The organism is Azospirillum brasilense, assembly GCF_007827815.1.
GTDB lineage: Bacteria > Pseudomonadota > Alphaproteobacteria > Azospirillales > Azospirillaceae > Azospirillum > Azospirillum brasilense_C.
Genome location: NZ_VITH01000008.1, coordinates 1 through 13972, shown reverse-complemented (window position 1 = coordinate 13972; position 13972 = coordinate 1). Strand labels below are relative to the sequence as shown.

Below are 13972 nucleotides of genomic sequence, written 5' to 3'. Positions count from 1 at the left end.
CCACGGCGGCCCACTACATACCGGCGGATGCCAAACGGCTCCGCCGGTTTTCTATTTTTATCAGCGTTTAATGATTTGCCGGCCTGCGACAACTCTGCCGGTTTCCACACCGATCATAACCCTCCATAGTGCCGCCCGCAGGTTAGTTACTTTGCATTAAAAACAAATTGCGCTAATCTGATGCGGTCCTATTTTCGCGGGGAAGTCGATCCATGTCGCATTCTGCCCAGACGCAATCCATTCTCGACCGAATCTCCTTTTTGCGAATCGACGAACCCACGAAGGCCATCCTTCGGGACTTCCAACCTTATCTCGCCCAGCGCATCGACCAGATCCTCGAGGAATTCTACGAATACCTGCGCGCCGTTCCCCAGGTCGCGACGCTGCTCGCCAATCCGACGGTGGTCAGCCGGGCGCGCGACATGCAAAAGCAGCATTGGCTGAAGAACGTCTTCACCGGCACCTTTGACGACGCCTACATGGCGCAGGTGCTGAAGATCGGGCAGGCCCACCAGCGCATCGGCCTGGAGCCGCGCTGGTACACCGGCGCCTACTGCTTCACCCTGAACAAGCTGATCGACCTCGCCTATCAAGTCTACCGCAAGAAGCCGGAGAAGCTCGCCCAACTCATGCAGGCGATCAACAAGGCGGTCTTCCTCGACATGGATCTGGCGACCTCGGTCTATGTCGACCTGAACACCGCCGCGATCATCTCGCGCGAGTTGGGGACCACCGCCGACTCGTTCGAACGCGAGGTGAAGAGCGTGGTGCAGGCCGTGGCCTCCGCCGCGCACCAGCTCCAGGGCACCGCCCAGAACATGAGCCGCACCGCCGAGGAAACCAGCGCGCAGTCCACCCAGGTCGCGGCCGCCGCGGAGGAGGCCTCCGTCAACATCCAGACCGTCGCCGCGGCGGCGGAGGAACTGACCGCCTCCATCGGTGAGATCAGCCATCAGGTGACCCAGTCGGCCGCCATCGCCGGAGAGGCCATGTCGCAGGCGGAGCGCACCAACACCACGGTGCAGGGACTGGCCGACGCCGCCAGCCGCATCGGTCAGGTGGTGAAGCTGATTCACGACATCGCCAGCCAGACCAACCTCCTCGCCTTGAACGCGACCATCGAGGCGGCCCGCGCCGGCGAGGCCGGCAAGGGTTTCGCCGTCGTGGCGTCGGAGGTGAAGAGCCTCGCCAACCAGACCGCAAAAGCGACGGAGGAGATCAACTCCCAGATCGGCGCGGTCCAGGGAGCGACCCAGGACGCGGTACTCGCCATCCGCTCGATCTCGGAAACCATCGCGCGGATCAACGACATTTCGACCTCCATCGCCTCGGCCATGGAGGAGCAGGGCGCCGCCACCACCGAGATCGCCCGCAACGTCCAGCAGGCCTCGATCGGCACGCGCGAGGTCAGCGAGACCATCGTCCGAGTCAATTCCTCGGCGTCGGACACGGGGTCGGAGGCGCGCAGCGTCCTCTCCGCAACGAACGAGTTGTCCGTTCATTCGAACAATCTGCGGGCCGAGGTCGACCGCTTCCTGGCGCGGGTCCGGGCCGGCTGATCACTGGAACAATGTGCGGCCGGCGGCCTGAGAGAGTGCCGCCGGCTGTTTGGAACACCCGATCCGCTGTTTTAAAAAGGCGGGCGTCGCATCAGAGAACGGTGCGAAGAACCGTATCGCTGATCTTGAGCTTCGCCGCGGTGGCGGCCGAACGGATGTCGTCGAGCGACCGCCAGTGACTGCGACCGCCAATGGTGGTCAGGGCACCATTCTGCATCGCCACGAAAAGGCCGGTGCGCCCCAGGTTGACAATTTTGATCATCGCACGCCCTCCCCTGTCTCTGGGCGCCGTCCCTCGGCATGAGGGTCTCGCGCCGTCACCGCACGGGCATCTTTGCGCCCTATAACGTTTAGAGACTTATCAAGAGGCGTCCCGATCCGTCAACAAGGCTTATCGTCATATCCTAAAGGTTGTTTATAGCGACGATGAGGATCGTTTTTACGCGCAACTTTTCACAATTTTTCCTTTGCTCCAGGCGTCGTGGACCGGCTTTGCCCGCTAAGACTTTCATCGGACGGGGGGAACGCTGCCTGCGCCGGCCCGTTCACTCCGTCAGATGGTTTGAAGTCCGGAGGAGGAATGGACGCCGCCACCGCGTCGCAGGATGTCATCAGCCTGCCCGTCGCAATTCGCCCGGCCTGCCGGACCGATCTGCCGGATCTCGAATGGTTCGGGCTGCACACGCCGCACCGGGAAATCCTCGCCACGGCGTTCCGCGCCCAGGAACGCGGAAGCGGCGCGCTTCTGGTGGCGGAGGTCAACGGCTTTCCCGCCGGCCAGATCTGCATCGATTTCCAGCGCAAGCGGCATCTGCGTCGCGCCACGCTGTGGGCGTTGCGGGTGTTCCAGCCCTTCCGCAATCGGGGAATCGCCACGCGGCTGATGGCCGCCGCCGAGGGCACCGCGCTCGACCACGGCTATTCGGAGGCGGAGCTGGGCGTGGACCGGGACAACCCTGGGGTACTCGCCTTCTACGAGCGGCTGGGGTACGAGTTGCGCGGCACCGAACGGGGACGTTATTCCTACCGCACCCCGGCCGGCGAGCTGGTTCAGGTTCCCATCGATCAGTGGATCATGCGCAAGCCGCTGCTCCGGCAGGCGGCGTGGCAGACCGGAGCCGGCTTCGCACCGGTTATTCCGCCGCCAGCGCTATGAGCCGGGCCGGACGGCGCCGCGGCAGACGGATGCGCGCGCCGTCCAGGATGTCCGCCAATTCCCGCGCGGAATCCGCGGCCATGGTCAGGGCGACCAGGGGAAGCCAGCGGTCGAACACCTGGATCGTCACGTCGCCTTCCCCGGCCTGCATGGCGGCCAGCGCATCCAGAACCGCCATCTCGTCCATCCCGACCCGCGAGCAGGTGGGGCAACGGAAGGCCGGCCGACCGGCGTTGGTCACGGCGAACGTGCCCAGCAGCGCGAACAGCGGCAGAAGAGCCGACGAGGGCACGCCGGCCACGCCAAAGCTGGCCCGCATGGCGGCCATCCCGCCGGCGGTGCCATGACGGAACCACTGCCGGAAGCCGGTCAGCAGCGCGCGCTCCGCCGTCGTCAGATCGGACACCGTCCAGGGGGACAGCCTCCCCTCGCCCACCGAATCGCACATATCGACCCCTCCCGACTGAAGTGACGGAACCGACCTTAGACGATCCGCGTCAGAATTGCGAGTCATTCGCATTTGCATCTTTGGGACTTTCTGACGCAGAGCTGGTCCGGCGCCCGGAGGCTGTGACAACGCTCCGTGACGACGCCCCGCGCGGTTCGATGGAAAGGTTGGGTTAACCATATTCCGGGACCCTCTCCACGCCGCAGACAGGAGCGTGGAAGGATGAAGCGGACAGTCGGACAGGCGCTGCTCGGATTGGTGGTGGCGTTGACGATGCTCGGGGCGGCGCAGCCGGCGGCGGCCCAGATTCACCTGAATCCGGCCTATGGCGACGGCACCCTGCTCGGCCCGACGGCGGCCCGCGGCGCGGTGGTGTGGAGCCACGGGCGGTCGGTGGACGTGGAGGATTCGAACGCGCCCACGCCCCTCTACATGAAGACCATGAAGGACGCTGGGTGGGACGTGTTCCGGCTCGACCGCATGCGGGTCAGCGACACGCTGCCGAACAGCTCCCGCGCGCTGGCGGGCTACGCCGACCAGTTGAAGGACCGCGGCTACCGCAAGGTCGTGCTGACCGGCCAGTCCTTCGGCGCCTTCCTCTCGCTGATGGCCGCCGGGCAGAGCGACCGGGTGGACGCCGTCGTCGGCACCGCTCCCGCCGCCTTCGGCAACTTCTCGGACTCCTACGACAGCTTCCGCGACAACGCCGCTCAGCTCTGGCCGATCCTGCGCGGGATCCACAGCGCGCGGGTGATGCTGTTCTTCTTCCACGGTGACGATTTCGACCCCGGCGGGCGCGGGGAGTCGGCGCGCGGCATCCTGTCCTCGCGCGGACTGGACCACATCGTGGTCGATCAGCCGGCGCTGCTGACCGGCCACGGCGCCGCGACGACCGGCATGTTCGTCCGGCGCTTCGGCTCCTGCATCCTGCGCTTCGCCGAGGCGCCGCCGCGCCGGGACGACCCGTCCTGCGACGAATCCTGGGGCCGCACGCCGAGCGCCGAGCTGATGCGGGCCGCGGCGCCGGAGCCGCGCACCGGCAGCGGCACCTCCTCCCCGGCCGGGACCGGCGCCCGCTCCTTCCTCGGCGTCTGGTACGGCGCCTACATCAACGGGCGGGAAATCGCGCTGGCGGTGGACCGGGTCGATGGCGACGCCGTCTACGCCGACTATGTGCTGGGGCCGGGCATGGAGGCCGACCAGCCGATGGAGCGCGCCCAGCGCAAGGGCCGCATCGAAAACGGCGAGCTGGTCTTCGACGAGAAGGGGCGCAACGTGCTGCGCTACAGCGTGCGGACGGACGGGCGCCTGTCCGCCACATGGCTGGACCGCTCCGGCAAGGGCCGTCTGGAGACGACCCTCCGCCGGATGGACTGAGCAATCATAAGGCGGGCGATCAGAGCCGGCGGGCGAGCGCCAGCAGGCCACCGGCGCCGATCATCAAGCCGCCGGTCAGGCGGTTGAGCGTGCGGGCGGCGGACCCGCTGGTCAGGCGGGCGCCGATGCTGTTGCCGCCGGTGGCGTAGGCCATGATCCAGCCGAACTCGATCACCACCATGATCGCCACCAGGGCGACGAGCTGCGGCATCAGCGGGGCCGCCGGGTCGATGAATTGCGGAAACAGCGCGGCCATGAAGACCAGCGCCTTCGGGTTGCTGAAGGCGACGAGCAGACCGCGCAGGAACAGACGATGGGCCGGAGCCTCCTCCACCGCCGCGGCACCGCTGACGCGCGGCGAGCCGTCCGGCACCGGCGCCCGCCACGCGGCGATGCCGAGCCAGGTCAGATAGGCCACGCCCGCCCATTTCACCGCCTGAAAGGCCGGCTCCGATGCCGCCAGCAGGGCACCGAGGCCGAGCACCGACAGGGTGGCCATCGTCGTCAGCGCCACGCACATGCCGAGCCCGCCCCAGGCCGCCCGGCGGACGCCGTAGCGCAGGCCGAGGCTCATCGCCAGCAGCATGTTGGGGCCGGGAGTCATCGACAGCACGAAGGCCGTCGCGAAGAAGAATCCGAGAGTCTGCCAGTTCATCGCCGTCATCCGAAGAGAGCCCGCGATGTCACCACGACGCGCGCCCTCTGGCAAACGCCGCCTGCGCAAGGCTGGTCAACGCCGCTTCGCATCGCGTGGAACCGGTTCGCGGTAATCCCACGGCGGCGTGCGCAGCCACTCCTCCAGGCTGCCCGGCGCCGCTCGGCTCTTCGGTTCCGGCCGCTCGGCCGACTGGATGGGGTCCGGAGGCTTCGCGCCGAGAAGCGCGCCCGGCCACACCCGCCCGTCGCGGTCGACCCGCGCCCGGTAGCGCAACCCCATGGAGGCGACGAACACCCCCTCCCCGGTCGGACGCCCGAACGCGAAGATCCCCTCATAGCGGTGGCCGTCCGGCAGGGTCAGCGTCCCCATGCCGGTGGCGAGGCCATGACGGAAGCGGCCCTGGAAAAGTGTCCCGTCCGTGCTCCCGCGGCGCCCCGGCCCCTCGGCCCGGCCGTCGACGAAGACCGCCTCGATCCAATCGGCCTCGCCCCAGGCGACCTCGGCTTGGTCCGCCGGCGTCGCCCCACCGAACATTTCAAGAACACCAGCGCCATGGGCGAAACCGTTGCGGCAGGCGCCAGTCCAGCGGACGGACTTCCCCCGGCTGGGATCGGAATCGCGGATGCGGCAACCGCCTACCGGATCGGTCAGAATCCGTTCCGCCGTGTGCCGCTCCTTCCCATGGACAGGGCACGAGAACAATGCGCCCAACGACAGGGCCAGTCCGGTGAGCAGAAGCCGGGTTCGCACGATCGGACACTCCGCATGCGCGCACAGCTTGGCGCGGGAGCGGATCCAACCACCGTGAGGAGGGCGCCGTCTGTGCCCTGCGTCTCACCTCACGCCGGTTTCGTCCAGCGGGCCGCCGCCTGGTCGTCGGACTGCTTGGCCTCCACCCAGCGCTCGCCCTCCGGGGTGGCTTCCATCTTCCAGAAGGGCGCCTTGGTCTTCAGCCAGTCGATCAGGAAATGGCAGCTTTCGAAGGCCGCCTCGCGGTGGGCGCTGGCGGTGGCGACCAGCACGATCTGGTCGCCCGGCTCCAACCGCCCGTAGCGGTGGATGATCAGCGCGTCGTCGAGCGGCCAGCGCTCCCGCGCCTCCGCCTCGATCGCCTCCAACTGCCTCTCGGTCATGCCGGGATAATGCTCCAGCGTCATGGCGCTGACGGACTCGCCGCCGGCCATGTCGCGGACCAGCCCGACGAAGAGGGTCACCCCACCGATGCCGGTCTTGCCGCCGGTCATCGCGGCCAGCTCCGCGCCGACGTCGAAATCCTCGCTCTGAACCTTCACCGTCACGGCAACACGTCCTTCCTCAGCCGCCGGTCACCGGCGGGAACAGGGCCACCTCGTCGCCGGGGCCGACCGGGTGGTCGTAGGGCACATGCTCCTGGTTCACCGCCACCTTGACCACCGTGCTGTTGGCGAGCGCGTCGGCGTGCTTCGGGCTGCGGGTCTTCAGCCACGCCACCAGGGCGCCGACGTCGCGGACCTCCGCCGGCAGGTCCACCGTCTCGGTCGCCACGCCGATCTTGGTGCGCAGCCAGGCGAAATAGAGGATCTTCATCACCGAACCTCACTGAAAGGCAGGAATTCCACGATCATCCCCGGTTCGACGCGGGTGATCTCTTCCGGCAGTTCGACGAGTCCGTCGGACTCGACCATCGACGACAGGATGCCCGCCCCGTCGCGCGGGTGCTTGACCGCGGTCAAAACCCCGTCGGCGGCGCGGGCGAGCGTGGCCCGCACATACTCGCGTCGCCCCGCCTTCTTCTTGTAGGTGAAGCCGGCGCGCAGCGGGAACAAGGCGGGCGCCTCGTCCGCCGCCCCCATCAGCCGCAGCAGGATCGGGCGGGCGATGCGCAGGAAGGTGACCATCACCGCCACCGGGTTGCCCGGCAGGCCGACGAAGACCGCGCTCCCGGCCGTGGCGTTGACCGTGCCCAAGGCCACCGGACGCCCCGGCTTGATCGCCAGCCGCCAGAAATGAAGCCCGCCCAGAGCCTCAACCGCCGCCTTGACGTGGTCTTCCTCGCCGGTGGACATGCCGCCGGAGGTGATGAGGACGTCGTGAGTCTCCGCCGCGTCGGCCAGGGCGCCGCGAACGGCGTCGAGCCGGTCGGGCAGGATCCCCAGATCGGTCACGGTGCAGCCGAGTTGGCACAGCGAAGCGATGAGGGCGAAGCGGTTGGCGTCGTAGATGCAGCCGGCCTCCAGCGGCACGCCCGGCTCCCGCACCTCGTCGCCGGTGGAGAAGACGGCGACGCGCAGGGCGGTGCGCACCGTCACCTCCCGCCGTCCCAGCGAGGCGAGCAGGCCGATGTCCTCCGCCCGCAGCCGGCGTCCGGCGGTCAGGACGGTGCTCCCCCGCGCCATGTCCTCGCCGGCGCGGCGGCGGTTGGCGCCGCGGCGGATGCCGGGGGGAATGGCGACCGTGCCCTCACCCGCCGTGCAATCCTCCTGCATCAGCACGGTGTCGAAGCCCTCGGGCATCGGGGCGCCGGTGAAGATTCGCACCGCCTCGCCGCGCCGTCCCGGACGGTCCAGCGCGTGGCCGGCGGCGACGCGCGCCGTGACCGGCAGCAGCGTGGCCGCGTCGGGCGTCAGGTCGTCGAAGAACACCGCGTAGCCGTCCACCGCCGAATTGTCGTGCGGCGGCACGTTGAACGGGGCGACGACGTCCTCGGCCAGCGCGTGGCCCAGCGCGTCGGCAAGACCGATCCGGCGGGTCTCCGTGACGGGGTGGAGGCGACCGGAGAGAAGCTCCAGCGCCCGGTCCACCGCCATCATCTCCCCGCCGAAGGCGAAGCAATCGTCGCTAAGCTGAGCCATCGCTCCACTCCACCCCCGCACACCGCAACCCGGCCGCCTTGCTCCGGCGTGCCGCCGCCTCAGACAGCCTGCCCCGTCGCGCCACAACGGTCCAGCGCGCAACGCGCAATGATGAAGGCGGCAATGCCCTCCTCGTCGCTCAGGTCGAAGACGGGCACCTTGGCGTCCGGCACCGGCCCGTCGCTGGCGATCGCGACGATGCTCGGATCGTCCAGCGCGATCAGCGGCTTGCCCACCGAGGCGCGCCACACCTCGATCTTTTCGTGGGGCTCGCGCTTGAACCCCTCGATCAGCAGCAGATCGACCGGCGACATCTTCGGCAGAAGCTCGGCCAGCGACAGCTCCGGCTCGTCGTTCCGGATCTCGTGCATCAGCGCCCAGCGGCGGGGCGAGCTGACCAGAACCTCCGTGGCGCCGGCCTCGCGGTGGTTGTGGCTGTCCTTGCCGCGATGATCGATGTCGAAGCCCTTGTGCGCGTGCTTCATGGTCGAAACGGTCAGGCCGTGCCGGATCAGCGCCGGGATCAGGCGAACGATCAGCGTCGTCTTGCCGCTGCCGCTCCACCCCGTCAGGCCGAACATCTTCATGGAAGCCCCTATCCTCCGCCTTGCCGCCCATCGCCGCGCGGGCGTTCCACGGTCACATAGCAGAAACACACGGGCATGCGAACGGACAAACCGGAATGGCCGCCCGCTCTGCCATGTGCCGGAAAACTGATGCCGGAAAACAGGTCCCGGAAAAGAACGGACCGCTGGTAAAGCGACTCAGCCCGGCGTGCGGGCCGGATTGCCCGGGGCGCCCTTTTGCGGCTTCGCCGGCTGGTGGGCCATCATGTGCTTCAGCCCGGCGCGCATGTAATCCCAGCCGGTGACGAAGGTGAGGATCGCCGCCACCCACAGGCCCAGCGTGCCGATCAGCGTGACCGGAAGGTGGACCGGGCCATAGTCGCCGACGATCAGAAAGCCGATCGCCACCATCTGGATCGTCGTCTTCCACTTGGCCATCCAGGTGACCGGCACCCCGACGTTCAGCCCGGCCAGATACTCGCGCAGGCCGGACACCAGCACCTCGCGCAGCAGGATGACCACGGCGGCCAGCACCGACAGCCCGGACAGCCTGGCGAAGGCGACCAGCATGATCAGCGTCGCGGCGACCAGCAGCTTGTCCGCGATCGGATCGAGGAACTTGCCGATGACGCTTTCCTGCTCCCAGGCGCGGGCCAGATAGCCGTCGAACCAGTCGGTGATGCAGGCCGCGGCGAACAGGGCGCAGGCCGTGTAGGCGGCCCACGCCTCCGGCACGTAGAACAACCCGACCACGACGGGGATCACCGCGATGCGCGACAGGGTGAGCAGGTTCGGCAGGCTGGTCAGCATCGGTCGCAACTCTGGAATCGGGGGGAAACGCGCGGCGGGCGGCGTCATTCTAACCGTCTGAATGGAAATGATCGTATATCTTTTTCGCCACTGTCTTGCTGATCCCTTCGACCGACTCCAAATCCGCCAGTCCGGCGCGGGAGACGGCGACGGCGCTCCCGAAATGGTGAAGGAGGGCCTTCTTGCGGCTGGGTCCGATTCCGGGAATCTCGTCGATCATCGATTTGCCCAACGCCTTGGTGCGCTTCGCACGATGGGTGCCGATGGCGAAGCGGTGCGCCTCGTCCCGCAGCCGTTGCAGGAAATAGAGCACCGGGTCCCGCATTTCCAGCTGGAACGGCGCGCGGTCCGGCATGAAGAAGCGCTCCCGCCCGGCGTCACGGTCCGGTCCCTTGGCGATGCCGACCAGCGTCACGTCGTCGATCCCCAGATCGGCCAGCACGCCCAGCGCCATGTTGAGCTGCCCGATGCCGCCGTCAATCAGCACCAGATCGGGCCAGGTGCCCTGCGTCCGCTCCGGGTCTTCCTTGATCGCCCGGCCGAAGCGGCGGGCCATGACCTCGCGCATCATCGCGAAGTCGTCGCCGGCGGCGCCCTCGGTCTTGATGTTGAACTTCCGGTAGGCGTTCTTAATGAAGCCCTCCGGCCCGGCGACGATCATCGCGCCGATGGCGTGGGCGCCCTGGACGTGGGAGTTGTCGTAGACCTCGATCCGCTGCGGCGGGCCGTCCAGCCCGAAGACCGTCGCCACCCCGTCGAGCAGCCGCGCCTGCGACGAGCTTTCGGCCAGCCGCCGCCCGTGGGCCTCGCGCGCGTTGGTCAGGGCGTGCTCGACGATGCGCCGCTTGTCGCCCCGCTTGGGCGCGGCCAGCTCCACCCGATGGCCGGCGCGCAGCGCCAGGGCCTCGGTCAGCAACTCCTGCTCCGGCAGGTCATGGCTGACCAGGACGAGGCCGGGGGCCGCCTTGTTCTCATAGAACTGGGCGATGAAGGCGGCCAGCACCTCCGGTGTCTCAGCGCTCTTGTCGTGGCTGGGGAAATAGGCGCGGTTGCCGTAGTTGCGCCCGCCGCGGAAGAAGAACACCTGCACGCAGGTCATCCCGCCCTCGGCGTAGGCGGCGATCACGTCGGCGTCCTCGACCACCCCCTCGACATTGATGTCCTGGTGCGCCTGCACCGCGGTCAGCGCCCGGATGCGGTCGCGGTAGCGGGCGGCGGTCTCGTAGTCGAGATTCTCCGCCGCCCTGCTCATCTCCGCGACGAACTCCGTCTGGATGTCCCGGCTCTTGCCCGACAGGAAGGCGCGCGCCTGATCGACCTGAGCCTGATACTCCGCCGGGCTGACCCGCTCCACGCAGGGCGCGGTGCAGCGCTTGATCTGGTACTGCAGGCAGGGCCGGGTGCGCGCGGCGAACACCGTGTCGGCGCAGTTGCGCAGCAGGAAGGCGCGCTGGAGCGCCGTGATCGTCCGGTTGACCGCCCCCGCCGAGGCGAAGGGGCCGAAATAGTCGGCGTCGCGCGACCGCGCCCCGCGGTGCTTGGTCAGCTGCGGGTAATCGTGGTCCTTGGTGATCATGATGTGCGGGAAGGTCTTGTCGTCCCGCAGAAGCACGTTGTAGCGCGGCATCAGCCGCTTGATCAGGTTCGATTCGAGGAGCAGCGCCTCGACCTCGGTGTGGGTCGTGACGAACTCCATGGTCTCCGTCTCCGAGACCATGCGCTGCAGCCGCACGGGCAGACGGTTGACCTGGGTGTAATTGAACACCCGCCGCTTCAGGTTCTTGGCCTTGCCGACATAAAGCACGGCCCCGTCGCCCGCCAGCATGCGGTAGACGCCGGGCGTCTGCGGCAGGGTCTTCAGATGCTCGCGGATCACCTCCGCCCCCCGGGCGAGGTCAGCGGGGCGCCGGCGCGCGCGCGGCGCGGCCTCCGGAGCATCGGTGCCGGGAGCATCGCTGCCGGGAGCGTCGGCGCCGTCCGTCTCCGGGAGGACGAGGTCCGTTGGGGTGTCTGCGGTGTCGTCCATGTCTCGAATGTCGTCGGGTTCCGGGAATGGATCAACCACCCCCTGTCCTGAATGGTTAAGACGAACGACACACCCATCGGCGGTCATTCATCGGGATATCCACGACTCCTGTGGATAAGTGTGTCGATAACCCAAGAGTTACCCCAACGGAACCAAGGCGCCCCAAGGGATTCGAAAGCTATGCACAAAAATTGAGCATTTCTGCTAAGTTATTGTTTTTCCTGACATCGCTTTGAGTCAATACGGCAGTTTGGCGCTGCGACGCTAATTTTCCGGATCGTGCAAACAGCCCCTTGCGCCGATGAGGCCGGATGTGTACAACGCGCGGTCCTCTTGCCGGGGTGCCCGACCGTTCCGGGCACCGGCCGCCGAACGGCATAGCGTCGCCGCGCCGAACCGCCTATTCCGTCGGAACGAATCCCAGGGACGGCTGCGCCCATCCCAGATGCTCCCCTCCGTCCAGCGCGACCATCTGGCCGGTGACCGACGGCGCGTCGATGAGAAAGCGCAGGGCCGCGCAGATCTCGTCCGGCGAGGGGCCGCGCTTCAGCGGGGTCGCTTCACGCTGCGCTGCGAACTCCTCGTCGGTCTGCCGCACATTCTTCAACGTCGGTCCCGGCCCGATCGCGTTGACCCGGATGCACGGTGCAAGCGCCATGGCAAGCGTCTGGGTCAGGGTCCACAATCCAGCCTTCGACAGGGTATAGGAGATGAAGTGCGGGGTGAGGTTCCACACCCGCTGGTCGATCATGTTGACGATCAACCCCTCCATGTCGCCCGGCACCTGCGCGGCGAAGGCTTGGCTCAGCACGAAGGGCGCGCGGAGATTCGCCTCCATGTGACGATCCCAGGACTCGCGGGTCACATCCCCCACTTCATCCCGCTCAAAGCAGGAGGCGTTGTTGACCAGCAGGGACAGCGCGCCCAGCCGCTCGACGGCTTCGGGCACCAGCGCCTGCACGTCCAGTTCACGCTCCAGGTCGGCCTGAAGCGCCACGGCGACGCCGCCCTGCCCGACGATGTGCGTCACCACCGCGTCGGCCTCGCTGCGGGAATGCCCGAAATGCACCCCCACGCGCCAGCCACGCGCCGCGAGATCGAGCGCAATGGCGCGTCCGATCCGCTTTCCCGCCCCGGTGACCAGGGCCGCTTTCCTCTTGATCTCCACCATGCCGCCATAGGTACCCTGCCACCCGTTCCGGTCAAGGGGGTTCCCTTCGGGTCAAGCTCCGGACCGGCAAAAGACGCGCGGAGCGGGACGGGCCATGCTGAGAGAAGCCTTCGAGTATCTGACGACGCCCTGCCCGCCGCTGGCCCGCCGCTACGGCTATCTGGCAGAAATGGTGGCCCTCGGGGCGCGCCACCGGCGCCAGCGGCGGGCCTGGGCGCCGCACGTCGACTCCTGCCGCCGTTTCGTCCAGGACGCCGTTGGGCGGGCGCCGCGGGGCGGGCGGGCCCTGGTGGCCGGGTCCGGCCTGTTGATCGAGGTTCCGCTGCCGGTCCTTGCCGAGCGATTCGGCGAAGTGGTGCTGATCGACATGCTGCACAGCCGTTCCGTTCGCCGTCAGGCGCGGCGCCACCCCAACGTTCGCCTGCTCACCCTCGACGTCACCGGAACGCTGGCGCCGCTGGACGCCGCCCTCTCCAGCGGTTCACCGCTTCCATCGCCGTCGCCGCCCGACCTGCCGGGGGAACGCTTCGCTTTCGCACTGTCCTGCAATCTCCTGTCGCAGCTTCCCCTGCTGCCCCTGGACGCCATCGACCGCAAGGCACCGACCATCCCCTGGGCGGAACGCGAGCGGTTTGCTCGAAGTCTGGCGCAGACGCATCGCTCCTGGCTGGCCCGCGTCGCCGAACAGGCAAGTCTCTTCACCGATACAGAAAGTCTTTGGCTGGAAGGCGGAGCGGTCCGGGAGCGCGAGGACTCCCTGTGGGGGCTCGACCTTCCCGCTCCGGACCAATCCTGGGATTGGGACATCGCCCCCGCCCCGGAAGAGGACCGCCGGCGCAGCCTGCGTCACCGGGTTGGCGCGTGGTTCACTCTTCCGGTTCCGGCCTGTCCAGCCCCAACTGGGCCCTGACGGCGTGGCAGGCGTCGCTCCCCGCGGTGAACTCACGGCAGACCAAAGGGCGGTGCTCGTAGACGCTGCAGAAGACGGATTCGCCGAGGGTTCCCATCAAGGCGGCGCAGCGGTTGCCGTTGCACCGCATGCGGCCGTCCTCCTTCAGATGCTCCATGATGCCGTCGCCATCCCAATCGCCGATGAAGGTCGGCCATTCCCAGGAATAGGCGCAGCAGCCCCCGCAGCTTTCGCAATCCGGTACGTCGTCCTCCGCCAGCATCACTTTCCCCTTTTCGCCTCATCCATATCCGTCCCCGGCACGACGAAAAGCCGGCGCTTTCCGTTGGGAAAGCGCCGGCTTTGTCGTTCAGGAAGCCGATTGCCAAGCGTGTGTGAAACCGTGTCCGTCCGTGTCCGTTTTGGTTTGGCGTGTGCCGTGGTGACCTGGCGGCGACCTACTCTCCCACGTCTTAAGACG

Annotated in this window: 16 protein-coding genes; 4 read left to right on the top strand and 12 right to left on the bottom strand. The window is 67.9% G+C overall.

Annotated elements, in window-relative coordinates:
- The first annotated feature begins 212 nt into the window (after positions 1–212).
- A complete protein-coding gene (locus FBZ83_RS17180; protein WP_145686099.1) occupies positions 213–1559 on the top strand; it encodes a globin-coupled sensor protein in 1347 nt (448 codons plus the stop codon).
- 91 nt (positions 1560–1650) lie between these two features.
- On the opposite strand, the gene FBZ83_RS31480 is transcribed toward FBZ83_RS17180, so the two are convergent.
- Positions 1651–1821 carry a hypothetical protein gene (locus FBZ83_RS31480; protein ID WP_186466115.1) on the bottom strand — a complete coding sequence of 57 codons (171 nt, stop codon included), beginning with the start codon at positions 1819–1821 and terminating at the stop codon, positions 1651–1653.
- A gap of 318 nt (positions 1822–2139) precedes the next feature.
- On the opposite strand from FBZ83_RS31480, the gene FBZ83_RS17175 reads away from it, so the two are divergent.
- Entirely contained in the window at positions 2140–2715 is a 576-nt protein-coding gene (locus FBZ83_RS17175; protein ID WP_145686097.1) for a GNAT family N-acetyltransferase, read from the top strand.
- Here the strand turns inward: FBZ83_RS17175 and FBZ83_RS17170 are convergent.
- The gene (locus FBZ83_RS17170) at positions 2693–3163 is read right to left on the bottom strand and encodes a hypothetical protein (RefSeq protein WP_247888337.1); all 471 of its coding nucleotides are present in this window, start codon (positions 3161–3163) and stop codon (positions 2693–2695) included. The genes FBZ83_RS17175 and FBZ83_RS17170 overlap by 23 nt on opposite strands.
- Positions 3164–3385: 222 nt before the next feature.
- On the opposite strand from FBZ83_RS17170, the gene FBZ83_RS17165 reads away from it, so the two are divergent.
- On the top strand, positions 3386–4540 hold the full coding sequence (locus tag FBZ83_RS17165; protein WP_145686093.1) for an alpha/beta hydrolase family protein: 1155 nt from the start codon (positions 3386–3388) through the stop codon (positions 4538–4540).
- A 19-nt stretch (positions 4541–4559) separates the two neighbouring features.
- Here FBZ83_RS17165 and FBZ83_RS17160 read toward each other — a convergent pair whose 3' ends face one another.
- The 9 genes from FBZ83_RS17160 to FBZ83_RS17120 all read right to left on the bottom strand — a co-directional run bounded on the left by FBZ83_RS17160 (position 4560) and on the right by FBZ83_RS17120 (position 12602).
- On the bottom strand, positions 4560–5195 hold the full coding sequence (locus FBZ83_RS17160) for a LysE family translocator (protein WP_145686091.1): 636 nt from the start codon (positions 5193–5195) through the stop codon (positions 4560–4562).
- A 75-nt stretch (positions 5196–5270) separates the two neighbouring features.
- Positions 5271–5732, bottom strand: a complete 462-nt coding sequence (locus tag FBZ83_RS17155) for a hypothetical protein (protein WP_145686089.1) — start codon at positions 5730–5732, stop codon at positions 5271–5273.
- Positions 5733–6037: 305 nt separating this feature from the next.
- Positions 6038–6496 carry a molybdopterin synthase catalytic subunit MoaE gene (gene moaE / locus FBZ83_RS17150; protein WP_145686087.1) on the bottom strand — a complete coding sequence of 153 codons (459 nt, stop codon included), beginning with the start codon at positions 6494–6496 and terminating at the stop codon, positions 6038–6040.
- 16 nt (positions 6497–6512) lie between these two features.
- A complete protein-coding gene (moaD, locus tag FBZ83_RS17145; RefSeq protein ID WP_038527886.1) occupies positions 6513–6764 on the bottom strand; it encodes a molybdopterin converting factor subunit 1 in 252 nt (83 codons plus the stop codon).
- Positions 6764–8029: a molybdopterin molybdotransferase MoeA gene (locus FBZ83_RS17140; protein WP_145686085.1), complete on the bottom strand. Its 1266-nt coding sequence runs from the start codon at positions 8027–8029 to the stop codon at positions 6764–6766. The genes moaD and FBZ83_RS17140 overlap by 1 nt, the downstream gene beginning before the upstream one ends.
- Before the next feature lie 59 nt (positions 8030–8088).
- Entirely contained in the window at positions 8089–8616 is a 528-nt protein-coding gene (gene mobB, locus FBZ83_RS17135; RefSeq protein ID WP_145686083.1) for a molybdopterin-guanine dinucleotide biosynthesis protein B, read from the bottom strand.
- A gap of 177 nt (positions 8617–8793) precedes the next feature.
- Complete coding sequence (gene pgsA, locus FBZ83_RS17130) at positions 8794–9405, bottom strand: CDP-diacylglycerol--glycerol-3-phosphate 3-phosphatidyltransferase (RefSeq protein WP_145686081.1); 612 nt, start codon at positions 9403–9405, stop codon at positions 8794–8796.
- Between the two features lie 49 nt (positions 9406–9454).
- Entirely contained in the window at positions 9455–11281 is a 1827-nt protein-coding gene (uvrC, locus tag FBZ83_RS17125; RefSeq protein WP_432612495.1) for an excinuclease ABC subunit UvrC, read from the bottom strand.
- Positions 11282–11831: 550 nt separating this feature from the next.
- Positions 11832–12602 (bottom strand): SDR family oxidoreductase, encoded by a 771-nt coding sequence (locus FBZ83_RS17120; protein WP_145686077.1) that lies wholly within the window; start codon positions 12600–12602, stop codon positions 11832–11834.
- A gap of 94 nt (positions 12603–12696) precedes the next feature.
- Between FBZ83_RS17120 and FBZ83_RS17115 the strand changes: the two genes are divergently transcribed.
- Complete coding sequence (locus tag FBZ83_RS17115) at positions 12697–13512, top strand: hypothetical protein (RefSeq protein WP_145686075.1); 816 nt, start codon at positions 12697–12699, stop codon at positions 13510–13512.
- On the opposite strand, the gene FBZ83_RS17110 is transcribed toward FBZ83_RS17115, so the two are convergent.
- On the bottom strand, positions 13469–13774 hold the full coding sequence (locus FBZ83_RS17110; protein ID WP_145686073.1) for a YkgJ family cysteine cluster protein: 306 nt from the start codon (positions 13772–13774) through the stop codon (positions 13469–13471). The two genes, FBZ83_RS17115 and FBZ83_RS17110, sit on opposite strands and share 44 nt — an antisense overlap.
- Between the last annotated feature and the right edge of the window lie 198 nt (positions 13775–13972).